This window comes from Aliarcobacter trophiarum LMG 25534, from assembly GCF_003355515.1.
In the GTDB taxonomy this organism is placed as follows: domain Bacteria; phylum Campylobacterota; class Campylobacteria; order Campylobacterales; family Arcobacteraceae; genus Aliarcobacter; species Aliarcobacter trophiarum.
Genome location: NZ_CP031367.1, coordinates 841,702 through 868,475, shown reverse-complemented (window position 1 = coordinate 868,475; position 26,774 = coordinate 841,702). Strand labels below are relative to the sequence as shown.

The following is a 26,774-nucleotide window of genomic DNA, read 5'->3' as shown; positions in this document are numbered from 1 at the left end:
TTACTATAAAAAGTGTAGAAGAAAGGTTAAATATTATGAAGCATGTACCAATAGTTGTATTAGATTTTGGAAGTCAATATACACAAATAATTGCAAGAAAACTAAGAGAAAGTGGAGTTTATTCTGAAATTGTTCCATACAGTGAGTCAATTGAAGATATTATGGCAAGAACTCCAAAAGGACTAATTTTATCTGGAGGTCCAGCTTCTGTTTATGCTACTGATTCTTATCATCCAGATAGTACAATTTTTGATTTAGGACTTCCAATTTTAGGAATTTGTTATGGAATGCAACTAATTGCTCAACACTTTGGAGGAAGTGTAGTTCCAGCTTCAAGCCATGAATATGGAAAAGCAAAACTAGAATTCATAGATGAAAATGAGATTTTTAAAGATACTCCTAATGGACAAACTGTTTGGATGAGTCATGGAGATAGAGTTGAATCAATTCCCTCTGGATTTGAAAAAATTGCAATAAGTGAAAACTCTCCATTTGCAGCAATTGCTGACACTTCAAAAAATATATATGCTTTTCAATTTCATCCTGAGGTTTATCATAGTGAATATGGAACAAAACTTCTTAAAAATTTTGCAAAGTATATTTGTGGTTGCGAAAGTACTTGGAATATGGGAAGTTTTGCAAAAGAGCAAATAGATAGAGTAAAAAAACAAGTTGGAAATAAAAAAGTTTTATGTGCAGTTAGTGGTGGGGTTGATAGCTCTGTTGTGGCAACTCTTCTTTTTGAAGCAATAGGAAATCAAGTAATTCCTGTATTTGTTGATAATGGACTTTTAAGAGCAAATGAGAGAGATCAAGTTGAGACTATTTTTAGAAGTAGAGGTATTGATTTAATAACTGTTGATGCAAGTGAAAAATTTTTAAGTAAACTTGCTGGTATTACTGATCCTGAAACGAAAAGAAAAATTATTGGTGAAACATTTATTGAAGTATTTGATACAGAGGCAAAAAAACATAGTGGAGTTGAATTTTTAGCACAAGGAACTCTATATACAGATGTTATTGAATCAGTTTCTGTAAAAGGTCCTTCAAAAACTATAAAATCTCATCACAATGTAGGTGGACTTCCAGATTGGATGAAATTTGAACTTGTTGAGCCTTTAAGAGAGATTTTTAAAGATGAAGTAAGAGAGCTTGGACTTGAACTTGGACTTCCAAGAAATATGATAAATAGACATCCATTCCCTGGTCCAGGTCTTGCAATAAGAGTTATGGGAGATGTTAATAAACCTGATTTAGATTTATTAAGAAAAGCTGACATTATCTTACTAGATGTTCTACACTCAACTGGATACTATGAGAAAACATGGCAAGCATTTACAGTATTATTAAATGTAAAATCTGTTGGAGTTATGGGTGATAATAGAACTTATGACAACACTGTTTGTGTAAGAATAGTTGATGCGACAGATGGTATGACAGCAACTTTTGCACACATTCCTCATGAAATTCTTGAAACAATCTCAAGAAGAATTATAAATGAAGTTGATGGAATCAATAGAGTAGTTTATGATATTTCTTCAAAACCACCAGCAACTATTGAGTGGGAATAATTTAATCTAATTTAATTAGTTTACTTAGTCTTTAAATGACTAAGTAAACTTCTTTTTAAATACTAAAGCTTATAAAACTATATATCTACGACGAACAGCTAACATGAGATATACCAGCTATTCCAAATAAATCTTTTGGTTTTTTAATATAATATTTCTCTTCTATCTCTTTTGTTTGTTCATCATACGGTTTAGTCATTATTTCTTGTAATTCATTTACTAAAGTATAGTTCCCATTTTGTGCTTCTTGATATGCTTTTACTAGATGCCACTCTCTTAATATATATTTAGGATTTATAAGTTTCATTTGAATTGAAAGTTTTTGCTTAGATTCTTCATCCTTTATATTTATTAATGATCTCCAAATTTTTAGCCAACTATTCCATCTTAACTTTATATTTTCATCTTTCAAATTTTCATAAAAACTTTTTTCAAGACTACTCATATCATTAGGAATATTTGATAACTCTCTAAAGAATATTGTGTAATCAACTTTTGTATCTATCATAAGGTTTATTAAATCTTCAAACAACTCAACATTAAAATTATCAAGTCCAAGTTTTTTAGCCCACATATTTTGCATCTTTTCTTGCATAACTTTACTAAAGTTATTTTCGATTTTTTCAAATTCCTCTAAAGCATTTTTATTTGAACTAAGCAATGGTTTTAAAGAATTACAAAATGATTTGAAGTTTTTTAAAGCAGCAATTGGTTGATTAAAAAATGAAAAATGCACTCCTCCACCAGTCCAAGATTGATATTTTGGATCAAACATCTCTATAAACCCAAATGGTCCGTAATCAAGAGTAAATCCTCCAGCTGCACAGTTATCACTATTGAAATTACCTTGACAATAACCAACTCTTATCCAGTTTGCCACTAAAGAAGTAAGACGGCTTTGAAACTCATTTGCTAAAGATATTATCTTTTCCTCTAATCTCAAATCTTGACTAATATCTTCACTATACTCCCTATCAATCAAATGTAAAACTATCATCTCTAGCTCTTTTAAAGCATTTTTATATTCATTTTTTCTAGCACGTCTTCCAAAAAGTTCAAGTTGTCCAACTCTTATAAATGAAGATGCAACTCTTGTAGTAATTGCAACATCTTCTTCTATCATAACTTCAGGATCCATTGAATAAGAGTTATCTCTAAACCAAGGTCTTGTTACTTGCTCTTTTTTAGAAGTAAACAGAGTTAAAGACCTTGAAGTTGGAATATTAAGTGAATTCATATGTTCTTGTGCTAAAAACTCTCTAATACTTGATCTTAAAACAGCTCTTCCATCCGCACCTCTACAATATGGAGTTTTCCCTGCACCTTTTAGTTGAAATTCCCATCTTTTATCATTTATTACTGCTTCTAAAACAGAGATTGCTCTACCATCACCATATCCATTCCCTGTTTGAAAAGGACATTGAGCATAATACTCACGACCATATATAGAAAGTGCATATCCAGTTGCCCAAGCTATTTTTTGTATTGGTTTAGAAATATTTGACATATCACCTGAAAATAGTTTTATAAAATCATCTGATTTTAATAACTGTTCACTAAAGCCTAGTTCTTTAAAAAAGTTTTCACTATGAGAAATATATATAGGCTCTTTAATAGCAGTTGGTTCAACTTCTACATAATGCCCACTAAAAACCTCTCTGGCAGATTTGTTATCACCATTTTGTTTTGCATCTGGATCTCCATTTAATTTATTTACAAAAGAGTAGTCACTTAAACTAATAAGCTCATCAAATATTTCTATCATTTTTTTATTATTTTTATTCATTATTATATCTATCCATTATCTATTAATTTATCAAGATTCTAACATAAAATAAAGAATAATTGTTTTAATAATATTTAAAATAAGAAAACTAATTTTAATCCTCCTCTAAATAAGCTTTAGATAACATACTAGCCATTTTTAATAATTTTATAAGCTTGGAGACATATGAGATTTCTTTTTTTTATTATATTTTTACTCACAAACATTTATGCAAATACAAATATAGATTTCACTCTTTATAAAAAAGAGGGTAAAGAACTAGGACATACTTTACTTATTATAGGCGGAATACATGGTGATGAACCAGGAGGATATTTTGCACCAGCATTTTTTGAAAAACATTACACTATAAAAAAAGGAAGTGTTTGGATAGCTCCTTCTGTAAATATTGATAGTATGATAGCAAATCAAAGAGGTATCTATGGAGATATGAATAGAAAATTCAGCACAATTTCTAAAGATGACAAAGATATAAGAAATATAGAAAAAATAAAATCTCTTATTTTGGATAAAGAAGTAGAATTAGTTTTAAATCTACATGATGGACATGGTTTTTATAGACAAAACTATGAAAATGCAATTTTTAATCCAAGAGCTTGGGGTCAAGCTACAATTATTGATCAAGAAAAAATTCACTCTTTAGAGAAATTTGGAAATTTAGATGAGATTGCAACAACTGTAAGAGATAGTCTAAACAGAGATAAACTTTTCCAAGATCATCACTATTTTGGAGTAAAAAATACAGAAACAAAAGCAAAAGATGAGCAACAACAACTATCTTTAACTTTTTTTGCTGTTACAAATAATAAACCGGCATTTGCAATAGAAACAAGCAAAAATATTACAGATTTGACAGAAAAAGTGATTTATCAACTAAAATCTATCGAAGAGTTTATGAGAGTTATGGATATTGAATTTAGTAGAAATTTTGATTTAAATAGCTATAAAGAGGTACAAAATTTACTTTTTGATTTTGGAAAGATTCAAATAAACAACAATATATCTTTTGATTTAAATGATATTAGAAAAAATTTAAGATTTATTCCGCTTAAAAAAAGTGATAATAACTTTGTTTTTGAACACTCTTTAGGAAATAGTAAATTTATAAATGGTAATTATGAAATATATATAGGTAATAACTTAGTTACAACACTATCTCCTCAAATATTTGATAAAAATGGCTCTTTTCTTGATGTAGATTTGGAAATAGATGGAAATATAATTAAAAGTAAATTTGGTCAAATTTTAGAAGTTAAAAAAAGCTTCAAAGTTTTAAAATCACCTCTTAGAGTAAATGTTATTGGTTTTAGCAAAGCTGGAGTTGATAGTGAAGATAGTTTAGTTCTTACAAAAAGTGATATGGTTAGCAACTTTTCAATAGATAACTCTACAAAAGATTATAGAGTTGAATTTTACCAAGATAGTAAATTTTATGGAATGATTACAATTAGATTTATAGATTAATCCTAAGTAGAGCTAAAACTCTACTTAAGATTTTTTGGCGTACATTTCCCACTAAACTTACAAAGTGGGCAAAAATTAAATATTCCAGCTAATAAAGGAATAACTCCTAAATAAAACCAAGCAATCCCACTAAAAAACCCAATAGCTATTAAAACTACACCTAAAACAATCCTAAATGGTTTACAAAATGTTCTTATCTTATCAAATATATTCATATTCTTCTCCAAGTTTTTCTATATTATTATATAAGATTACTTAATCTAATATAAATAAGAAAAACTTATTAATATAATTGTAATTTTCATAATTTAAGCCAATGTTATATAAAATCCTCCAAAATAGATAAAAGAGAGTTTATTTTATGCAAAAAGAGAAAATATACTTTATTCCAGGACTTATGACTGATAATAGACTTTGGAGTAGAGCTTTACAATATTTACAAAATGAGTTTGAAATAGTTCACCTTCCTATTCCTTTGTTTACAGATTTTGATAAAATTGTTGAAGTTTTATATAATAGCATTCAAGAGGAAAAAATAAATATTTTAGGCTTCTCCTTAGGAGGTTATATAGCTTCATACTATACTTGTAAATATCCCCAAAGAGTAAAAAGACTATTTACAGTTGCAGCAACTCCAGGGACTACTTCAAGTATTGAAAAAGCAAGAAGAGAGAAAAAACTTGAAGAGTTTATAAACTCAAATGAGTTTGGCTTGGAGTTTGAAAAAGCCATTATGCTTTTAGAAGAAAAAAACCAAAATGATTTTGAGCTTGTAAATATTATGGTTGATATGTTTAATGATTTAGGAAAAGAGGTATTTATTACTCAACTAAAAAGTACTTTTAATAGAATAGATTTATTTGATTGTTTAAAAAATCAAGATATTCCAATACATATGCTATATAGCACAAATGATAGACTTTTGGACTTAGAAGCTTTAGAAAAACTTCATACAAAAGAGCATAATTTCAAACTAATAAAAAGAGAAGGAACTAGCCACAACATACCTTTAGAATTTCCAGAACTTTTTAGTAATAGTATAAAAGAGTGGATAAAAGAGTAACTTTATAACTATTTTGTTAAAATCCAAAAAAGTTTAAAGGAATAATATTATGAAATATGATGTAGTAATTATTGGAGCTGGAGCTGCTGGTTTTGGCTGTGCTTTACATTTAGGAAGTGCAAATGCTAAGTTTGACTTTGCAAAAGATAAAAAATATCTTATGCTAGATGATAATAAAAGCGATTTAAATGTAGGTAGATATTTTAATGTTGCTGGAATTGAGAGTGGAATAAATGGAGTTGATTTACTTGTAAAACTAAAAAATCAACTAAAAAATTTCCCTAGTGTTGAGCTAAAAGTTGAAAAAGCTATAAAAATTGAAAAAGTTGGTGATGAATTTATTATAAATAGTGAAAATGGCTCTTACAGTGCAAATATAGTTGTTTTAGCTACTGGACTTCATAAATTTGATATAGAGTGTAATGGTGTAAAAGTTCTTGATAATAGTTTTGTTCCAAAACCAAATTTAATATATCTAGAAAATAAAAACAACTTAATCCTTCCAAATCTATATGTAGCAGGACTTGCAAGTGGAGTTCCTACAATGTTTGCATGTGCTAGTGGAGATGGTACAAAAGTTGCTTGTGATATTCTTTCAAATTGGGCTGGAAAAATTGTTGTAGTTCATGATGTAAAAGCTTAAATCAAAGAGTAGAACTCTACTCTTTGATAATTAACTTAAGACTCGTTACTATCTTTTGATTGTGAATTTTTAATAGCTTCTATTTTTGCATCTATTAAGGCTAAAGTTCTCTCTTGAGTTTTATATGAAATCTCTGGTAAATTTCCACCAAACATTTTATTTGCCTCTTCAAACCCTTGAACTATACCATCTCTTCCTTTTTGAAGCTTTTCTAAATCATCTCCAGCAAAACTAAATACAAAGTTAGAAACTCTATCTGAAGTCTGATTTATTCCAAAAAAACCTTTTTCTCCAACAAGTTCAGTTGCTTCATCTTGTGTTAACTCTAAAATTGGTTTTCCAACATAACCTGTATCATACAAGTTCATATCATCAATTTTTCCTTTTCCGCTTAGAAAATCTAAAACTGATTGTTGGTCTTTTGAAATATTAAATCCAGATTGTCCTAAAACATTCCCTTTTGCCATAGATTTTGCATTCATCTCAAATAAGATATATTGAGCATTCATAGATATTGCAACTTTTGATGCTGAATTATTTATTATCTCATCAACCGATTTCTCTGTTTTTGGCGCAACTTCTTCTTGCAACCCCTTCTCTACTTTTGAAGCAGCATTTTGTTTAAAGGCATTTAAGGCGTGATTTGTACTATTTTGTATCTGCATATAAAACTCCTTTTATTTTCTGGTATTGTACATTTCTTAAAATTAAATTAACATTAAAGAGCAATTTTTATCTTATTTTTATTTACTAAACTATACAATAATCTTTTAAATAGGATATTTTATGGATAAAAAATATAATTATAATTTTTTACTTGAGTATAAAAAAGCTATAGATAAAAGCTCAATTGTATCAATAGCAGATATAAAAGGTACTATCACCTATGTAAATGATAAGTTTTGTGAAATTTCAGGATATACACAAGAGGAGTTATTAGGAAAAAATCACAATATTGTAAGACACCCTAGTATGCAAAAAGAGTTTTTCAAAGATCTTTGGAAAACTCTTTTAAATAAAGAAATTTTTCAAGGTATTATTAGAAACAAGAAAAAAAATGGTGAGGCTTATTATGTAGATACAACTATCGTACCTATTTTAGATGAAAATGAAAATATAGTTGAATTTATAGCTTTAAGACACGATATCACAAAATTATATGAGCAAGAAAAGATAATTGAAGAACAATTTTTAGATGAGCTTACAAAACTCTCAAATAGACAAAGATTAATTCAGGATCTAAAAAATGGTAAAATCTTAAAAATAGCTCTAATAAATATTGATAGATTTAGAGATATAAACAACTTTTATGGATTTGAAGTTGGTGATTTAGTCTTAAAGAAATTTTCAGAGATTTTAGTAAATAAATCTTCAAAATATGGTATGTCATTATATAGAATATCTAGTGATATTTTTGCTATTACTTCAAGCGACAAAAATAACCTAAATAATATAAAAGAGATTTGTAAAAATATAATAGATAACATAATGTTTGTACCTATTTTAGTAAACAATAATAGCTTTTATCTAAGTCTTACAATAGGAGTTGCTAGAGTTTGTGAAGATAGTATAAAAAACAATCTTCTTTCAAAAGCAGAATATGCTCTTAGAATGGCTAGAAAACAAAATATTTCTATACTATTTTTAGATGAAAATATAGAACTATACAATAAATTAAAAGAGAATAAACAATTAACAGAGAATTTAAAAGATGCTTTAATAAACAATAATCTTTTAGTATTTGGGCAAAAAATTGTAGATAACAAAACAAATCAGATTAAATATGAAACTCTAATGAGGATAAAACTATCAGATGGTACTATTTTATCTCCATTTAAATTTTTAAAAGAGGCAAAAAAAGCAAAACTATATCTAGGAATGACTAGAATGCTTATAAAAAAATCTTGTGAGTTTTTTAAAGATAAAGATATAGAGTTTAGTATAAATCTTACTTTAGAAGACTTAAAAGATTACTATACTATGGAGTTTATATTAAATATAATAAGAAAAACAAATACAGCAAAACAGATAACTTTTGAGATAGTTGAAAGTGAAGGTATTGAAGATTTTGAAGAGATGATAAACTTTATAGAGAAGGTGAAAAATTTAGGTTGTAAAATAGCAATAGATGATTTTGGAACAGGTTATTCAAATTTTGATTATATTATTAAATTAAATGTCGATTTCATAAAGATAGATGGCTCTTTAATAAAAAATATGCACTTAGATAATAATATATATCTTACTGTAAAAACCATAGTTGGTTTTGCAAAAGCTCTTAATATAAAAACCGTAGCTGAATTTGTACATAATGAAGATGTATTAAAATGTGTAAAAGAGCTAGAAATAGACTATTCTCAAGGATTTTTCATAGATGAACCAAAGGAGTTGGTTTAATTATATAGATAATACAAACTATTAACAAATTTTATATATAATATATGCTTTAAATTTTTAAAGGCAAATTATGAATGATACAATTAAAATATATAATGCAAAAGAGAATAATCTAAAAAATATAAACTTAGAAATCCCAAAAAATAAGCTAATAGTTTTTACAGGTCTTAGTGGAAGTGGTAAATCTACACTAGCTTTTGATACACTTTATGCAGAAGGGCAAAGAAGATATATTGAATCTTTATCTTCTTATGCTAGACAATTTTTAGACAAAGTTGGAAAGCCTGATGTTGAAAGAATTGAAGGATTAACCCCAGCAATTGCAATAGATCAAAAAACAACTTCAAAAAACCCACGATCAACTGTAGGAACTATCACTGAAGTATATGACTACTTTAGGCTTTTATATGCAAGAGTTGGTGAGCAACATTGTCATCAATGTAATAAACCAATTTCACAAATGAGTGCTAGTGATATTATAGAGCAAGTTTTATCTCTACCAGATGATGCAAAGTTAATAATTTTAGCACCTTTAATAAATAGAAAAAAAGGTAGCTTTGCCGATTTACTTGAAGCACTAAGAGGTAAAGGTTATGTAAGAGCTATGATAGATGGTGTTATGGTAAGGCTTGATGAAGATATAGAACTTGAAAAGACAAAGATGCATACAATTAAAGTTGTAATAGATAGAGTTACAGCGAATGAAACAAACAAAGAGAGAATTGCACAAGATGTAGAAAAAGGTCTTAAAGAGAGTTTTGGAGAGCTTGAAATTGAAATAATAAACTATGAAGAGCTAGGAGTTGAAAAAAATATTCATTACTCAGAGCATATGGCTTGTTTTGATTGTAAAATCTCATTTGAACCACTTGAACCAATATCTTTCTCTTTTAATTCACCAAAAGGTGCTTGTAGCTCTTGTGATGGACTAGGAATTAGATATGCTCTTGATATGAAAAAAGTTATTGATGAAGATTTAGCCATTGAAGATGGAGCAATAAAGATAATATATGGTTTTAATAAAGGCTTCTATTTTAAAATGTTAATTGCTTTTTGCGAACAAAGTGGAATAAATATAAAAACTCCTTTTAGAGAGTTAGAAGAGCACCAACAAAAGGCTATCTTACATGGAACTGTTGATGAGGTAAAATTCTTTTGGAAAAAACATAAATTAACAAGAAAATGGGATGGTATAGTAAAATTAGCCTATGATATGATAAAAGATGAAAAAGAGATGGCTGAATTTATGACAGAAAAGAAGTGTGATGCCTGTGCTGGAAATAGACTAAAACCATCTAGCCAAACTGTATATGTAGCTAAAAAGACTATTCCTGAAATTTTAAATATTCCAATAGAAGAAGCTCATAGTTTTTTCCAAAATGAAGATAATTTCTCATATTTAAGTGAGCAAAATAAGATGATTGCAGCTCCTATTCTAAAGGAGATAAAAGAGAGAATTTTCTTTTTATATGATGTTGGTTTAGGATATATTACCTTAGGAAGAGATGCACGAACAATAAGTGGTGGAGAAGCTCAAAGAATAAGAGTTGCTTCACAAATTGGAAGTGGTTTAACTGGGGTTATGTATGTACTAGATGAACCATCTATTGGACTTCATGAAAGAGACACTAGTAAACTAATAAAGACATTAAGAGCTTTACAAGAAAAAGGAAACACTGTTATAGTTGTTGAGCATGATAAAGAGACTATACAAGCTGCTGATTTTATTGTTGATATTGGACCAAATGCTGGAAAATTTGGAGGAGAAGTAGTATTTGCTGGAACTTTAGAAAAAATGAAAAAAGCAAAAACTCTAACTGCTTTATATGTAACTGAAGCAAAAAAGGTTGAATATCCTCACAATAGAGAACAAGAAGATTATATTGAAATAAAAAATGTAAATATAAACAATATTAAAAACCTAGATGTAAAACTTCCTCTTAGAAATCTAGTAAGCATTACAGGAGTAAGCGGTAGTGGTAAATCTTCTCTTATTCTTCAAACACTACTTCCTGTTGCTCAAGAGCTTTTAAATCGTGCTAGAAAGGTAAAAAAAGTTGATGGAGTAGAAATAGATGGATTAGAAAAACTAGATAAAGTTATCTATCTTGACCAAAGCCCAATAGGTCGGACTCCTAGAAGTAATCCAGCAACTTATACAGGACTTATGGACGAAATAAGGGACCTTTTTAGTAAAACAAAAGAAGCTACTCTTAGGGGGTATAAGATTGGACGGTTTTCATTTAATGTAAAAGGTGGAAGATGTGAAAAATGTCAAGGAGAAGGTGAAATAAAAATAGAGATGCACTTCTTACCAGATATTATGGTTAAGTGTGATAGCTGTAATGGAGATAGATACAATACTCAAACTTTGGAAATCTTGTATAGAGGGAAAAATATCTCTGATGTTTTAAATATGAGTGTAGATGAAGCTTTAGAGTTTTTTATAAAAGTACCAAAACTTAAAGCAAAGCTACAAACTCTAAGTGATGTTGGTTTAGGTTATATCACTTTAGGACAAAATGCCGTAACTTTAAGTGGTGGAGAGGCTCAAAGAATAAAGCTAAGTAAAGAGCTAAGTAAAAAGGATACAGGAAACACTTTATATATCTTAGATGAACCAACAACAGGACTTCACTTTGCAGATGTTGATAGGCTTACAAAAGTTCTTCACCATTTAGTTGAACTTGGAAACTCAGTTCTTGTGATAGAACATAATCTTGATGTTATAAAAAACTCTGATTTTGTAATAGATATAGGTCCTGAAGGTGGAGATAAAGGTGGAAAAGTTGTTGATATGGGAACACCTGAATTTTTGGCACAAAACCATAAAAATAGTGGCTCATATACAGGTTACTATTTGGATAAAGAGATAAATAAATAATCTTTTTTTTAATACTAAAAGCACATAAAAAGAGATATTTTGATAGGATAATAAAATATAAATTTTTTAAGGAATATAATGAAATTTAAAGTATTTGTAGATGGACAACACGGAACAACTGGATTAAAGATTCACGAATTATTAGAAAAAAGAGATGAGATAGAACTTCTAGAAATAGATGAAAAAGATAAAAAAAACATAGAAAAAAGAAAAGAGCTTTTAAATAGTGCTGATTTAGTATTTTTATGCCTTCCTGATGATGCTTCTATTGAGTCTGTAAGTTTAATAAAAAATGAAAATGTAAAAGTAATAGATGCAAGTACAGCTCATAGAACAAATCCTTCTTGGGTTTATGGAGTGCCAGAACTTACAAGTAAACAAAGAGATAAGATTAAAAACTCAAAAAGAGTTTGTGTTCCTGGATGCCATGCTAGTGGACTAATTATATCTATGAAACCTCTTTTTAGAAATAAAATTTTAGGAAAAAATCATAAACTTATTTGCCATTCAATAACTGGATATAGTGGTGGTGGAAGCTCAATGATAAATGATTATGAAAATGGAGATTTTGAAATTTTTGGTGGTCAACGACCTTATGCATTAAGCTTAAATCACAAACATTTGCCAGAGATGAAATATATCCTAAGATTGAACAAAGCCCCTATTTTCACACCAAGTGTTGGAAATTTCAAACAAGGGATGCTAGTAATCTCATATATTGAAAAACAAAAAATGAAAAAACGACTAAATCGTGAAGAACTTATAAAAGTTTATAAAGATTATTATCATGATGAACTTTTCATTAAAATAGTAGAAAAGAATGACAACTATTTAGAAAATGGATTTTTAAACCCAATGAGATGTAACAACACAAATAGTATTGAAGTGTCAATTTATGAAAATAAAACAGATTTAGTAATCATATCTAGACTTGATAATCTAGGAAAAGGTGCAAGTGGAGCAGCTATTCAATGTATGAATATAATGTTAGGGCTCGAAGAGAGAAAAGGTTTAGAGATAAAACTCTAAACCAAAATCCTATTTTATTTTTCAAATGATATTTTTTGTAAAGCTCAAGGTTTTAAAATATTATTTGATTTACTAAAAGCTATTAGGTCTTCAGTCGATTTTACCTTATTAAAATCTATATTTTCTAAGCATCTTTCAAAAATAATCTCTGTAGTTAGAGCATCAAAATATGCTCTATGGTGATTTTGCACATCTATATTTAAAAGCTCTTTTAATCTACTAAGTCCATATTTATCAGATTTTATACACCTTTTTGATAAATCTATTGTACATATTTTTCTATTTAAAAGCTTTCCTAAATTATATTTCTCAAAACTATCAGAGATAAAGTTATAATCAAATTTTATATCATGAGCCACAAAAACATCATCACCCAAAAACTCTTTAAACTCTTTTAAAACCTTCTCTAATCTAGGTGCATTTTCCAACATATTTGGAGTAATATTTGTAACCTCTTGTACAAATATTGGTATCTCTTTTGCAAAAACTAAAGATGAAAATTCATCTACTATTTCTCCATTTTTATACTTTACTGCTCCTAATTCAATAATTTGATGACCATTTTTTGGACTTCCACCATTTGTCTCTATATCAACAAAACAAAAACTTTGCTCACAAATAGGAGTTTTGGTTGTTTTTAAGAATACAAAATTATCTTTTATATCAAGTGGAAACCCATTTATTAAAAGAAGTTCAAACTCTAACTCACTACTTTCATAAAACTTATCACTATAGTTTTCAAGTAAGGATAAAAACTCACCAAACTCTATTGGCTCTTTTTTCAATCTTCTAATAATCTCTACAAAACTAGGTTTTGATGGCTTTAAAATATATTTTTGCTTAATAGATTTCATTTGCTCTTTTTATAAACTCTACCATTTTATCTCTATCTTTCTTACCTTTTTCTACCTCAACTGCACTACTAACATCAACAGCATAAAAACCATAACCATTTAGCTCTTTTAAGTTTTCACAGTTCAAACCACCGGCAAGAATAAGTTTTGAGCAATTAATATCTTTAAACCACTCCAAAACAACTCTTTTTCCAGCACCACCAAACTCTTCTACAAAAGCATCAACTAAATAGTACTCATCTTTTAAATCTTTTAAACTCTCTTTATTTTTTACTCTTAAAACCCTCATATATTTTGGTTCCAAAGCAGCATAATCCACAATATTTTCATCATCAATTATTTGGGCTAATTGCATTTTTGAAGCTTTACAAGTTTGATTTATATACTCTGTTGTCTCATTTACAAAAAGTGCTACACTTTGCACAAAAGGTGGAAGTTTTTCAACTATTTTTAAAGCCTTGCTTGGTTCTATATATCGCAAAGATTTTTTATAAAATACAAAACCCAAAGCTGAAGAACCTGCATTTACAGCATTTAAAGCATCATTTAGATTTGTAATTCCACAAATTTTTACTCTCAAAGCTTTTCCTAAACTCTTAAACTATCTATTGCTTTTTTATAATCTTCATTACCAAAAACATAACTTCCAGCAACAACGATATCAACACCAGCATCTTTTAAATACTTTATATTTTTATCACTAACTCCACCATCTACCTCTATTAAACAGCTTGGATTTCTCTCACTTATTAACTCTTTTAATTTTTTTGCTTTTTCTAAAATTGTTGGAATAAATCTTTGGCCACCAAACCCTGGATTTACAGACATAAGTAAAACCATATCTAAATCTTGTAGTAAATACTCAATATCTTCAACTTTTGTATGTGGATTTAATGTAATAGCTGGGCTAATACCTAAGCTTCTTATCTTTTGAATAAGCCTATGTGGATGTTTCTCACTTTCCAAATGAAAAGAGAGATATTTTGGTTTTAGGGGAGCAAATAAATCTACAAAAAAGTTATTATTCTCAACCATAAGATGAATATCAAGTGGTTTAGAGCTAACCCTTGATACAGATTCAACAACTACTGGTCCAATAGTAAGATTTGGTACAAAATGTCCATCCATAACATCTATATGAACTAAATCACAACCTGCTTCACAAATACTCTCTATCTCTTTTTGTAAATTCCCAAAATCAGCCGATAATATCGAAGGAGCTATAAGCATTTTTAACCCTTTTTATAAAAATTAGGCAAAATTATACTCTAAAGTGACTTTTATAAACTATAAACCAAAATTTAAGTAAAATTAATGCAAATTATAAAGGAGAGTTGTGAAAAAAAGCTTAATTCTATTCTCAATATTATGTTTATCTCTATACTCAAATGATGACTTAAACTATCTTTACAAAGAGGCAAAAGTACTCGAAGAGAGTGGTGATTATAAAGCTGCTATGCTTTTATATAAGAAGATAGCAAGTAATACCCTAAATAACCAAAGCATAAAAAAAGATGATTTAATACTTGAAAATATTGTTACTAATCCAAAACAAGAGTTTTTTGATAAAAATATTAAGAAAAATGATATTGAAGAGACAAATAATAATTTAGAACAGCTTGTTACTAAAAATTTTGGAATATATCCATATAAAAAGAACTATATTTTACCAGCAACTTATAGCTTAAATAGTGTAAAAGATAGAGATAATTTTGAAACTTCTTTTCAATTAAGCCTAGAAAAACCCATATCGCACAATTTTTTTGGACTAAATGAGACAATAAGCTTTGCATATACTCAAAAATCTTTTTGGCAAACAGCATCTAGTTCAGCTCCCTTTCGTGAAACAAACTATGAACCAGAAGTTTTTGTACAAATTCCATATGATTCAGAGTATTTAAAACTTTATAAAGCATCATTTTTACACTCTTCAAATGGGAAAGCAGGAGAGAACTCAAGATCTGTAAATAGACTCTATCTACAAAGCTATTTTCAGTTTGATAATTTTTTTATATCTCCAAAAGTTTGGTATAAAATTCCAGAAAATAAAAATGATGATATGAAAGATTTTTATAAATATTATGGTTATGGAGATATTAGCCTTTTATATGCTTATAAACAGCAAACCTTTGAATTAATTTTAAGAGATAATTTACGATTAAATAGCTCAAATAAAGGAGCAGTTGAGTTTAACTACACTTTTCCTCTGCCTGAGTTTATATCTTCAAAAAATAGTTATGGGATATTTCAAGTTTTCCATGGATATGGTCAAAGTATGATTGATTATGATAGAGAGATTACAAATTTTGGAATTGGTATAGCATTTTCTAGATAAATTATATCTATATCTTAATAAAATTTATGGCGAGAGAGTAGAGGAATCGAACCTCTCACGGCGTTTACACAAAAACCGTCAATCAGGGTTGAAGCCTGTGGTGCTCACCAGATACACAAACTCTCCATAAGCTTGAAATAGTATAATACTTATCTTTAAAAATCTATAAAGGTAAAAAGAATGTTACTAAAATCTATTCCAAAGGTTGATAAGTTTATCACAAACAAAGCTTTTGAAGGATTATCAAAAACTTTAATTACAAAAATAACAAAAGAAGTTTTAGAAAATCTAAGAGTTAATATATTAAAAAAAGATGTAAAAAATTTTGATGAAGAGGGTTTAATCTCTGCAGTTTTAGATGAATATCAAAATATTACAAGCTCATCTTTAAAACCACTAATAAATGCAACTGGTATCATAGTTCATACAAATTTAGGAAGAAGTTTACTAAATGAAGATATATTTAAAAATGCTATAAAAATAGCAACTTCATACAACAATTTAGAGTATGATTTAGAAAAAGGAAAAAGGGGAGAGAGATATGAACATATTACAAAATCCCTCAAAAAACTACTAGATTGTGAAGATGTTTTAGTTGTAAATAACAATGCAAGTGCTGTTTTTTTAATCCTAAATACTTTTTGTAAAAATAAAGAGGTAGTTGTTAGCCGTGGTGAATTAGTAGAAATTGGAGGAAGCTTTAGAATTCCTGAAGTTATGAGTCAAAGTGGAGCTATTTTAAAAGAGATAGGAACTACAAATAAAACTCATCTAAGAGATTATAAAAATGCTATAAGCGAAAATACATCTATGCTTATGAAAGTTCATAAATCAAACTATAGTATTGAAGGGTTTTCAAGTGAAGTAAGCTTTGAAGAGATTTCAAAATTATCTAAATATGAAAATCTAATAGATTACTATGATATGGGGAGTGGACATATTTTTGATTTACCTTACAACTTAAGTAAAAATGAGCCTAGTATTATTGAACTTATGAAATCTAATCCTAGTCTGCTTAGCTTTTCAGGAGATAAACTTTTAGGAAGTGTACAAGCTGGAATTATTATAGGAAAAAAAGAGTTAATAGAAAAGCTCAAAAAAAATCAACTCTTAAGAATGTTAAGGGTTGATAAAATCACTTTTGCACTACTTGAAGAGAGTATTAATTTATATTTAAAAAATGAACTTGACTCTATCCCCACTCTGCAAATGTTAAATACTAAAATAGAAGTTTTAGAAACTAGAGCAAAAGATTTAAAAAAGAGAATAGAGAGTTTTCTAAAGTGTGAAGTTATAAAAACTTCGACAATGGTAGGTGGTGGTACAACTCCAAATAAAAAAATTCCTAGCTTTGCTTTAACTTTAGAGTTTAAAAATTTTAAAGCAAATAAAATTGAAGAAATTCTAAGAAAAAATCTAATAATTGCAAGAATAGAAAATGACAAAGTACTTTTAGATTTTAGAACTATAAAAGAGGAAGATATAGAGAAAATAGCAAATATTTTAGAAAAAGAGTTTAAGAATGTCTAATATTATAATAGGAACAGCAGGTCATATAGACCATGGGAAAACTGCACTTGTAAGAGCTTTAAATGGTTTTGAAGGAGATAGCACAAATGAAGAGAAACAAAGAGGAATAACTATTGACTTAAGTTTCTCAAATCTATCTTTTGGACAAAGAAATATAGCTTTTATTGATGTTCCAGGTCATGAGAGACTTATTAAAAATATGATTGCAGGGGCTTTTGGTTTTGATTATGTTATGCTTATTGTTAGTGCAAAAGAGGGAATTATGCCACAAACTCTTGAGCATATTGAGATTTTAGAACTTTTAGGAATAAAAAATCTAATTTTAGTAATTACAAAAAAAGATTTAGTAAGTCTAGAGGAATTAAAATTACAAACAGATAAAATATTAGAGTTTTTAAATAACTACTCATTTTCTATAAAATTTATAAAAACTGTATCAATTTTTGATAACTCATCAATAGAAGATTTAAAAACCACACTATTTTCAATAAATAGCAGTGCAAAAGAAGAAGAGAATTTCTTTAGGTTTTATGTAGATAGAGTTTTTACTCTAAAAGGAATTGGAACTGTAGCTACAGGAACAGTTTTAGGTAAAAAAATTGAGCTTGAAGAAAAGGTATTTATTCCACACTTACAAAAAGAGACAAAAATAAAAAATATTCAAGTACATAATCAAAACTCACTTTTTGCAAATATCTCAAATAGAGCAGCTCTAAATCTTTCAAATATTGAGATAAACTCTATAAAAAGAGGCGATATTATTACTAAAAAAGGGTTTTTAAGAGGTTTTGATTCTGTTGATATTAGTTTTAAATGTTTAAAAGATAAAAAATTAAACCACAATCAAAATTATACTTTATATATTGGTTCAAAAAAGCTTGAAGTCAAAATTTTATTATTTAACTCAATTTCAAGCCTAGAGCAAGGTTTTGCAACAGTAAAAGCAGATGAAAAAATCTACTCTATATTTGGAGAAAAGTTAATTTTAAGAAGTTCAAATGATACTATTGCTGGAGGAGTTGTTTTAAATCCAATAATAGACCCTATGAATAAAAATCAAAAAATAAAACTACTATCATATCTTTTACAAAAAGATTTTAAGAACTCTTTTAAAACCCTACTTGAAGCCCATAAAAAAGGTTTAGGAATTATATCTTCAACACAAAGATTTGCACTTTCACATGAAAATTCTCTAGAACTTTCAAAAAATTTAAGTGATGTTTTTATAGATGAAAAAGAGTTAGTTATCTATCCAATTTCTACAAAATATGAAATTAAAAAGTTTATAGAAAACATCTATAATAAAAATCAATATGCCCTACTTTCAAGCTCTTCAATTAATTTGCGACTTCCATGGGCTAGTTCTGAATTTATTTCAAATGTTTTAGACAATTTAGTAGAACAAAATTTTTTAATAAAAGAGGCACAATTATATAAAAGTGCAAATATAAAAGAAGATATTACAAAGGAGCTTGAAAATATCTTTTTACAAAGGCTAGAGAAGGAGGATTTAACTCCAACTGCTCCATATAATATCTATGATGATTTGGATATTGATAGAAAGCTAGGAGATAATATTCTAAAATCACTTACAGCAAAAAAAGATGTAATAAGACTTCAACACAACATTTTTATTCATAATAAAAGCTTAAATAAAGCAGTGAAAGCTATGAGAGAGATCATAAAAGAGGATGGATTTATAGAGATTTTCAATTTCAAACAAAGATTTGATTTAAGTAGAAAATATCTAGTTTGTTATTTGGACTATTTAGACAACTTTAGCGATATTAAAAAGATTGAGAATAAAAGAGTGTTTTCTTAAACTTATATCAACCACTCTTTAGCTCTTTTTCCATAAGATTTGTTTTCCCACATCGTGGGCAAGGGTTTCCAGGATTTGAGTAACAAGCATAACAAAACATTGTAGTACAAGTTTCACATGTGAGTTTACAATGTTTGCAAACATAAGTTTTTTCTCTTTTTCTTCTCTCTTTTTTTTTAAATAACCAAGCAAACATACTAATCCTTTTTTTAATAAAAGCTAGTATATTTAATCTTTCTAGCTCTTTTGATGATTTATATCAAAGCTTATAAAATTTCATGTAAACTATTTGCTCTTTTCATCCAATCTTCAAGCTCTTCATATCTCTCATCTTCAATCATTTTTTTAGCTTCATTCATTTGGTCTTCAAAATATTTAATACTAAGAAGCATATTTTCTCTATTTTGCTTAAAAATATCTCCCCACATTCTAGGGCTTGACTTTGCAATCCTACTCATGTCTTTAAATCCACCAGCAGCAAGTGCAATTATCTCTTTTGGATTTTGATGACTCATAACAGTATTTGCTAATGAAAAAGAGATTAAATGGGGTAAGTGTGATATATAACAAGCATTTACATCGTGCTCGTGGCTATTCATAACAACAATTCTCATACCCATTTCTTGAAAAATTTTAAATGCTTTATTTACATGAAAATTTGCATTATCTTCCAAATCACACAAAACTACAGTTTTACCCTCATAAAGATTGTCCATAGCTGCTTTTGGTCCATTTCGCTCTGTTCCTGTCATTGGATGAGCTGCTACAAAGTTTTTTCTAATCTTTGTTGGTATATTTTTTACTATATACTCTTTTGTTGAACCCATATCTATAATAGTTGTTTTCTCATCTATATCTAAAAAATTTGGAAACATAGAGATAATTGCATCAACAGGAATAGATAAAATAATTACATCTGAAACTTTTTTTAAAGTCTCTAAATCAACAAGCTCATCTACAAGACCTAACTCTTCTATCTCTTTTTTATTTTTCTCACTATTTGTAAATCCATAAACCTTTTTTGAAATACCATATCTTTTAACAGCCTTTGCCAAAGAACCACCCATAAGTCCTAAACCAATAATCCCAATATTCAAAGTTAACCTTTTTGTAAAAATTTTGCGAAATTATAACTTACTTTAGATTTATATAAACAATTTTTGGATATATTATTGCTTTATTTTGAAAACAAGGACATTTGTGAAAAATCGAATAACTCTTTTATCTTTAGCTTGTGCTACTGTTTTAAGTGCAAATAGCATTAAGTCTATTGAATATGTAAATGTTAGTAAAGTATCACCACAAGTTTTAGAAGAAACTCTAGGAATGAGAGCTGGCGAGACTTTGGATGAGAATAAATTAAATGAAGCATTAATAAAATTTTATAGTTATGGTTACTTTGATGATATTGTTGTAGATAATGATAATGGAAATTTAAAAATTCTTTTTAAAGAGAAACCATCTATTGCAAATGTTGATATAAAAGGTTATAAAACTAGAAGTGAAGATAATGATGCTATTAAAAAAGTTTTAAAACTAAACAAAGGTTCTATGTATAGTGAGAAAAGAGTAAAAGAGGCAAAAGAGCAACTCTTGGGAATGTTATCTAGTGATGGATTTATAAACTCAGTTGTTGAAGTTGAAACAGAAAAATTAAGTGATTCCTCTGTAAAACTTACATTTAATGTAAATAAAGGTGATGAGATAATAATAAGAGAGGCAAGATATCACGGTGCCAATGAATTAGATGGAAGTGATTTTAAAAAAGTAACTGCAAATAAAGAGAAAGAGTTTGCTTCTTGGTGGTTTGGTCAAAGTGATGGTGAAATGAAAATTGACCAATTAAAATATGATGCAAGAAGAATAAATGACCTATATTTTGAAAAAGGTTATTTAGATGCAGATATAAAAGAACCTTTTTTAGATATAGATTTCGCTTCAAATCAAGCAAAAATAGACTTTTTTGTTAAAGAGGGAGAAAAATATACTACAAATGATATAAAAATATATTTAGACTCTTCTATTGTAGATCCTGAAGAGATTTATTCAGAATTAAAACTAAAAGTTGATAGAACTTTTAATATCAAAAAATTAAGAGATGATCAAGAGTATATTAGAACATTAGTTGCAGATAAGGGTTATGCTTATGCAGAGGTTAAATTTGATTTAAAGAAAAATGAAGCTGAACATAGGGTTGATGTTGTATTTAGTGTAGTTCCAGGTGAACAAGTGTATATAAATGATGTAAAAATATCTGGAAATGCAAGAACTCTTGATAGAGTTGTGAGAAGAGATGTATATTTAGCTCCTGGAGACATGTATAATCTTACAGATATAAAAGATGCAAAAAATAAACTAAAAAGATCTAGTTTCTTTGAAGATGTTCAAATAGAAGAGAAAAGAATTAGTGAAGATAAAATGGATATTTCTGTAAAAGTAACAGAAGCACCAACTGGAAGTATTATGCTAGGTGGGGGATATGGTTCTTATGATAAACTAATGATAAATGGTTCAGTTAGTGATACAAATATATTTGGAAGTGGTCTTACTCTTTCACTAAGTGGAGATTTATCAAAAAGATCAAACAGATATGAAGTTGCACTTAAAAACCCTTCTATAAATGATAGTGATTATAATGGAGATATTGAAGCTCACTCAACAAAAATTGAATATAGAAGATCACAATATGATTCAGATGTAAAGACAAAAGGTTTCTCTATTGGAGCTGGAAAAGAGATAATAAGAAATACTTATGTTGGAGCTAGATATGGGCTTGATTTTGTAAAAGAGACATACGAATATGACTCTGATTTTTTAAGAAAACCTATTCCAGCTGGTAAAAAACTATTTGAAGATACAGACTATACAAATAGTTCTATTACACCATATATAAACTATGATAGTACAAATGATTTCTATTTCCCAACAGATGGAATTAAAGCTGGAGCTTCTGTTGAATATGCTGGAGTTGGTGGAGATTCAAAATATATTAAACCTGGTGTAAATTTTAGATACTTCTACTCTTTAGAAGATTTAACAGAACTTGATTGGGTTTTAAGATTTAAAACTCAAGCAAAGATGTTAATAGATAATGGTCAAATAAATCAAGGTGACTCTTTATATTTAGGAGGACCAAAAACTCTAAGAGGATATAAATCGTATGCTTTTCCAAACAACGATAGTGGATATTATCAAGATCCATATGAAAAAATGTGGTCAAATCAATTTGAAGTTAGCTTCCCATTAGTTCCATCAGCAAAAATGAGATGGGGACTATTTTATGACTATGGTATGATTGGTAAAAGTAGCTTCAGTGAGGTAAAAAGATCAGGAACTGGAGCTTTATTAGAGTGGATTTCTCCAATGGGTCCACTACAACTAATCTTTGCTAAGCCAATTGGCGATAAACCTGGAGATGATACATCAAGCTTTGAGTTCTCATTTGGAACAAGCTTCTAATGACAAAAAGAGTTGAGATTGATTTGAAAAAGAGATTAAGCAATGAAGAAGCACTTTTTTTAATAAAAAATGCCTCTTTATTAGATTTAGCAAAACTAGCAAGCGCAAAAAAACTAGAACTTCATCCTGAAAAACTAACAACTTTTATTGTTGATAGAAATATTAACTATACAAACGTTTGTTGGGTTGATTGTAAGTTTTGTGCTTTTTATAGGCATAAAAAAGATGATGATTCTTATGTTTTAAAATTTGATGAAATAGATAAAAAAATTGATGAACTTCTTGCAATTGGTGGAACACAAATACTTTTTCAAGGAGGAGTTCATCCTAATCTAAAAATAGATTATTATGAAGATTTAGTTGAGCATATAAATACAAAATATCCACAAATAACAATTCATGGGTTTTCATCTATTGAGATAGCATTTATAGCAAAAGTATCAAAAATCACTAAAGAAGAAGTTTTAAAAAGACTACAAAAAAAAGGTTTAAGTTCAATTCCAGGAGCTGGTGCTGAGATTTTAAGTGATAGAGTAAGAGATATTATTGCTCCAAAAAAAATGGATACAAAAGAGTGGTTGGAAGTTCACAAAGTTGCACACTCTATTGGAATGAAAACAACTGCTACAATGATGTTTGGAACTGTTGAAACAGATGAAGAAATTATTGAACATTTTGAACATATTAGAAAACTTCAAGATGAAACAGGTGGTTTTAGAGCTTTTATTATGTGGAGTTTCCAAGGAGAAAATACAAAACTTCTTGAAGAACATCCAGAGATTAAACCACAATCTTCAAATAGATATTTAAGACTTTTAGCAGTTGCAAGATTATACTTAGACAATTTTATAAATCTACAAAGCTCTTGGGTTACGCAAGGCTCATATATTGGTCAAATGGCTTTAAAATTTGGAGCAAATGATTTAGGAAGTACAATGATGGAAGAGAATGTTGTAAAAGCAGCAGGTGCAGTTAATAGAATGAATCAAGAAGAGATGATAAGATTAATCAAAGATATAGGCGAAATTCCTGCAAAAAGAGATACTGCTTATAATATTTTAGAAAGATTTGAATAAAAAATGAAAAATATTTTATATATTTTTTTAATACTACAAGGAAGTTTAATGAGTGCAAACATAAAGCATATAAATATAAACAATATTAATATTCCAGTGATTTTTGAAGAGCAAAAATCTTTACCAATTTTAAATTTACAACTAATTTTTAAAAATTCTGGATATATAAAAGATAAAAACTCTTTAGGATTAGCTAGTTTATCAAGCAGAGTTCTAAATGAAGGAACGAAAGAGCTAGGGAGTGTAAAATTTTCAGAAATTTTAGATAACAATGCTATTACAATCCACAGTTCTATTGGATTTGAAACTCTAACGATAGAACTTTCAAGCTTAAAAGAGAAGTCAACTCTTGCTATTAGCTCTTTAAATCAACTTTTAAAATCTCCAAACTTATCAAAAGATACACTAGAAAAAGTAAAAACTTTAGCTATTGGAAATTTAAAAAGAAAAGAGAATGATTTTGATGATGTAGCAAGTAAGGGTTTAAATACTCTTCTTTATAGTGGAACTGCTTTAGCAAATCCTTCTAGTGGAACAATAGAGAGTATTAAGAAAATAGAGTTAAAAAATATAGATGATTTTTTAAAAAGCTCTTTAGTTTTAAACAATTTGACTATTGTTGCAGGTGGAGACATTAGCTTTAATGAGTTAGAAAATGCATTAAAACCCATTTTAAAAGAGTTAAAAAATGGAGTAATAGAGGAGAGTAAAAGAATAGAGTTTGTGTCTAAAAAAGAAGAAAAAGAACTTTTAAAAGAGACAGAGCAAGCATATATCTATTTTGGTTCAAATTTTAATGTAAAAATAGATGATGAAAATAACTATAAAGCAAAAGTTGCTTCATTTATCTTAGGTGGAAGTGGTTTTGGAAGCCGTTTAATGGAAGAGATAAGAGTAAAAAGAGGTTTAGCATATAGTGCTTATGCCTCTATTGGAATAAATAGACTATACTCAAACTTTAGTGGATATTTACAAACAAAAAATGAGAGTGCTTCACAAGCTAAAGAGCTTGTTAGTTCTATTGTAGAAGAGTTTGTAAAAAATGGAGCTACTCAAGATGAACTAAATGCTGCTAAAAGCTTCTTAGTAGGAAGTGAACCACTTAGAACAGAAACTTTAGCTCAAAGATTAAATAGAGCATTTATGCTCTATTTTAAGGGTTTAAGTCAAGACTTTCCACAAAAAGAGCTAGAATTAATCCAAAGTTTAAGTTTAGAAGATTTAAACAACTATATAAAAACTCATACTGAGTTAAATAATTTAACATTTTTTATTGTAAGGAAATAGTTTATGCTAAGATTTGCACCAAGCCCAACAGGAGATATGCATATAGGAAATTTGCGAGTTGCAATTTTCAACTATATTGTATCAAAACAGTTAAATGAAGGGCTTATTATTAGAATTGAAGATACAGATAAAGAGAGAAATATTGAAGGAAAAGATAAAGAGATTTTAGAGATTTTAAATCTTTTCTCTATAGAGTATGAAACTGTTTTTTATCAAAGTGAAAATCTAAAATATCACCAAAAAATGGCACTTCAACTAATGAGTTCAAAAAAAGCCTTTGCTTGTTTTTGTAGTGATGACAAACTTCTTGAGTTAAAAGAGGAGAGTATTAAAAAAGGTATTGCATTTAGATATGATGGATTTTGCGAAACTCTAAGTGATGATACTGTTTTAAATACAAATGCCCCTTTTACGGTAAGACTTAAAAAACCTGATCACAACATAAAATTTACAGATTTACTAAAAGGCGATTTTGATTATGCACCTTTTGATATTGATAGTTTTATTATTTTAAGACAAGATAAAACACCTACATATAACTATGCTTGTAGTGTTGATGATATGCTAATGGATATATCTATTGTTATTCGTGGAGAAGATCATGTTTCAAACACTCCAAAACAGATTCATATAAGAGAGAGTTTAGGTTATACAAAAGAGATAAAATATGTTCATTTACCAATAATTTTAAATGCTCAAACTGGTAAAAAAATGAGTAAAAGAGATGATGCAAGTAGTGTGAAATGGTTGATTGATGAAGGTTTTTTACCTAGTTCTATTGCAAACTATCTTGTACTTATGGGTAACAAAACTCCAACAGAGATTTTTACTCTTGAAGAGGCAATTTCTTGGTTTAAAATTGAAAATGTATCAAAAAGTGGAGCTAAATTTGATATTGATAAATTAAGATTTATCAATAGAAAACATATTGAGTTACTAGATGAAATGAGACTATCAAAAATTTTAGGATTTGCTGATAGTGATATTGGTAAATTAGCAAAACTATATTTAGAAGAAGCTAGTACAATAAAAGAGATAAAAGCCAAACTAAATAATATTTTTAGTTCAAAATCTACACTTGAAGGTTTTGAAGAAGAGAGTAAAAGTATCAAAGAGGTTCTAAAAACTGCACCATATTTTGAAAACTATGATGATTTAAAAGATTATGTTGTAGAAAAAACATCACTAAAGGGCAAAAATCTATTTAAACCATTAAGATATATCTTAACAGGTGTTGAAAATGGACCAAATCTAACAGATATTTATCCATTTATTAAAAACTATATTGGGGAGATTATAAAATGATAGATGCACTAATTAGCTCATTTTTAACTATTTTTTTTAGCATTATTTTTCTTTACAAGTGGATTGTAATTATTTCAGCACTTTTAACTTGGGTTAGACCTGACCCATATAATCCTATAGTTCAAATGCTTTATAGATTAACAGAGCCTGTTTATGCAAAAATAAGACAATATATTCCAACAACTTTTGGTGGAATGGATTTAGCTCCACTTATTTTAATTTTTGCTCTTATCTTCATAGAGACATTTTTACAAAAAGTCCTTTTATAG

23 protein-coding genes are annotated in these 26,774 nt (G+C 28.2%); 15 read left to right on the top strand and 8 right to left on the bottom strand.

The features are described from left to right. The first annotated feature begins 35 nt into the window (after positions 1–35). A complete protein-coding gene (guaA, locus tag ATR_RS04500; protein ID WP_115428285.1) occupies positions 36–1,571 on the top strand; it encodes a glutamine-hydrolyzing GMP synthase in 1,536 nt (511 codons plus the stop codon). Positions 1,572–1,656: 85 nt separating this feature from the next. On the opposite strand, the gene ATR_RS04495 is transcribed toward guaA, so the two are convergent. Beyond that, positions 1,657–3,357 carry a protein adenylyltransferase SelO family protein gene (locus ATR_RS04495; protein ID WP_228254253.1) on the bottom strand — a complete coding sequence of 567 codons (1,701 nt, stop codon included), beginning with the start codon at positions 3,355–3,357 and terminating at the stop codon, positions 1,657–1,659. A gap of 165 nt (positions 3,358–3,522) precedes the next feature. On the opposite strand from ATR_RS04495, the gene ATR_RS04490 reads away from it, so the two are divergent. Then, on the top strand, positions 3,523–4,821 hold the full coding sequence (locus tag ATR_RS04490) for a M99 family carboxypeptidase catalytic domain-containing protein (protein ID WP_115428283.1): 1,299 nt from the start codon (positions 3,523–3,525) through the stop codon (positions 4,819–4,821). A gap of 20 nt (positions 4,822–4,841) precedes the next feature. Here the strand turns inward: ATR_RS04490 and ATR_RS04485 are convergent, their stop codons facing one another. Then, positions 4,842–5,036, bottom strand: coding sequence for a YgaP family membrane protein (locus ATR_RS04485; protein ID WP_115428282.1), 195 nt, complete (start codon positions 5,034–5,036; stop codon positions 4,842–4,844). A 146-nt stretch (positions 5,037–5,182) separates the two neighbouring features. On the opposite strand from ATR_RS04485, the gene ATR_RS04480 reads away from it, so the two are divergent. Then, positions 5,183–5,884: an alpha/beta fold hydrolase gene (locus ATR_RS04480; RefSeq protein ID WP_115428281.1), complete on the top strand. Its 702-nt coding sequence runs from the start codon at positions 5,183–5,185 to the stop codon at positions 5,882–5,884. A gap of 49 nt (positions 5,885–5,933) precedes the next feature. After that, positions 5,934–6,527, top strand: coding sequence for an FAD-dependent oxidoreductase (locus ATR_RS04475; protein WP_115428280.1), 594 nt, complete (start codon positions 5,934–5,936; stop codon positions 6,525–6,527). Between the two features lie 35 nt (positions 6,528–6,562). Here the strand turns inward: ATR_RS04475 and ATR_RS04470 are convergent, their stop codons facing one another. Continuing rightward, entirely contained in the window at positions 6,563–7,192 is a 630-nt protein-coding gene (locus tag ATR_RS04470; RefSeq protein WP_115428279.1) for a hypothetical protein, read from the bottom strand. 121 nt (positions 7,193–7,313) lie between these two features. On the opposite strand from ATR_RS04470, the gene ATR_RS04465 reads away from it, so the two are divergent. From ATR_RS04465 to argC, 3 genes are all read left to right on the top strand, one after another. Further along, positions 7,314–8,924 carry an EAL domain-containing protein gene (locus ATR_RS04465; protein ID WP_115428278.1) on the top strand — a complete coding sequence of 537 codons (1,611 nt, stop codon included), beginning with the start codon at positions 7,314–7,316 and terminating at the stop codon, positions 8,922–8,924. Between the two features lie 70 nt (positions 8,925–8,994). Further along, on the top strand, positions 8,995–11,808 hold the full coding sequence (gene uvrA / locus ATR_RS04460; RefSeq protein WP_115428277.1) for an excinuclease ABC subunit UvrA: 2,814 nt from the start codon (positions 8,995–8,997) through the stop codon (positions 11,806–11,808). Between the two features lie 78 nt (positions 11,809–11,886). Beyond that, entirely contained in the window at positions 11,887–12,837 is a 951-nt protein-coding gene (argC, locus tag ATR_RS04455) for an N-acetyl-gamma-glutamyl-phosphate reductase (RefSeq protein ID WP_115428276.1), read from the top strand. 44 nt (positions 12,838–12,881) lie between these two features. Here argC and ATR_RS04450 read toward each other — a convergent pair whose 3' ends face one another. From ATR_RS04450 to rpe, 3 genes are read right to left on the bottom strand one after another with little or no spacing between them, the layout of a single operon-like run. Then, positions 12,882–13,691 carry a 3'-5' exonuclease gene (locus tag ATR_RS04450; protein WP_115428275.1) on the bottom strand — a complete coding sequence of 270 codons (810 nt, stop codon included), beginning with the start codon at positions 13,689–13,691 and terminating at the stop codon, positions 12,882–12,884. After that, entirely contained in the window at positions 13,678–14,271 is a 594-nt protein-coding gene (locus ATR_RS04445) for a phosphoribosylanthranilate isomerase (protein ID WP_115428274.1), read from the bottom strand. Before ATR_RS04445 ends, ATR_RS04450 begins: the two co-directional genes overlap by 14 nt. An 8-nt stretch (positions 14,272–14,279) precedes the next feature. Beyond that, a complete protein-coding gene (gene rpe / locus ATR_RS04440) occupies positions 14,280–14,921 on the bottom strand; it encodes a ribulose-phosphate 3-epimerase (RefSeq protein WP_115428273.1) in 642 nt (213 codons plus the stop codon). A gap of 106 nt (positions 14,922–15,027) precedes the next feature. On the opposite strand from rpe, the gene ATR_RS04435 reads away from it, so the two are divergent. From ATR_RS04435 to selB, 3 genes are all read left to right on the top strand, one after another. Continuing rightward, positions 15,028–16,026: a phospholipase A gene (locus ATR_RS04435; protein WP_115428272.1), complete on the top strand. Its 999-nt coding sequence runs from the start codon at positions 15,028–15,030 to the stop codon at positions 16,024–16,026. Positions 16,027–16,206: 180 nt separating this feature from the next. Continuing rightward, complete coding sequence (gene selA / locus ATR_RS04425; RefSeq protein WP_115428271.1) at positions 16,207–17,556, top strand: L-seryl-tRNA(Sec) selenium transferase; 1,350 nt, start codon at positions 16,207–16,209, stop codon at positions 17,554–17,556. Further along, the gene (gene selB / locus ATR_RS04420; RefSeq protein ID WP_115428270.1) at positions 17,549–19,378 is read left to right on the top strand and encodes a selenocysteine-specific translation elongation factor; all 1,830 of its coding nucleotides are present in this window, start codon (positions 17,549–17,551) and stop codon (positions 19,376–19,378) included. The genes selA and selB overlap by 8 nt, the downstream gene beginning before the upstream one ends. Before the next feature lie 7 nt (positions 19,379–19,385). Here selB and ATR_RS04415 read toward each other — a convergent pair whose 3' ends face one another. Beyond that, positions 19,386–19,574, bottom strand: coding sequence for a hypothetical protein (locus tag ATR_RS04415; RefSeq protein WP_115428269.1), 189 nt, complete (start codon positions 19,572–19,574; stop codon positions 19,386–19,388). A 70-nt stretch (positions 19,575–19,644) separates the two neighbouring features. Continuing rightward, the gene (locus ATR_RS04410; RefSeq protein WP_115428268.1) at positions 19,645–20,475 is read right to left on the bottom strand and encodes a prephenate dehydrogenase; all 831 of its coding nucleotides are present in this window, start codon (positions 20,473–20,475) and stop codon (positions 19,645–19,647) included. 103 nt (positions 20,476–20,578) lie between these two features. Here ATR_RS04410 and bamA point away from each other — a divergent pair, with 103 nt between their 5' ends. Genes bamA through ATR_RS04385 form a run of 5 tightly spaced genes read left to right on the top strand, consistent with a single transcriptional unit; the run spans position 20,579 to position 26,774 of the window. Continuing rightward, entirely contained in the window at positions 20,579–22,837 is a 2,259-nt protein-coding gene (gene bamA / locus ATR_RS04405) for an outer membrane protein assembly factor BamA (protein WP_115428267.1), read from the top strand. Then, complete coding sequence (locus ATR_RS04400) at positions 22,837–23,913, top strand: dehypoxanthine futalosine cyclase (RefSeq protein WP_115428266.1); 1,077 nt, start codon at positions 22,837–22,839, stop codon at positions 23,911–23,913. The genes bamA and ATR_RS04400 overlap by 1 nt, the downstream gene beginning before the upstream one ends. A gap of 48 nt (positions 23,914–23,961) precedes the next feature. Beyond that, entirely contained in the window at positions 23,962–25,200 is a 1,239-nt protein-coding gene (locus ATR_RS04395) for a M16 family metallopeptidase (protein WP_115428265.1), read from the top strand. Positions 25,201–25,203: 3 nt separating this feature from the next. Then, entirely contained in the window at positions 25,204–26,505 is a 1,302-nt protein-coding gene (gltX, locus tag ATR_RS04390; RefSeq protein ID WP_115428264.1) for a glutamate--tRNA ligase, read from the top strand. After that, complete coding sequence (locus tag ATR_RS04385) at positions 26,502–26,774, top strand: YggT family protein (RefSeq protein WP_115428263.1); 273 nt, start codon at positions 26,502–26,504, stop codon at positions 26,772–26,774. Before gltX ends, ATR_RS04385 begins: the two co-directional genes overlap by 4 nt.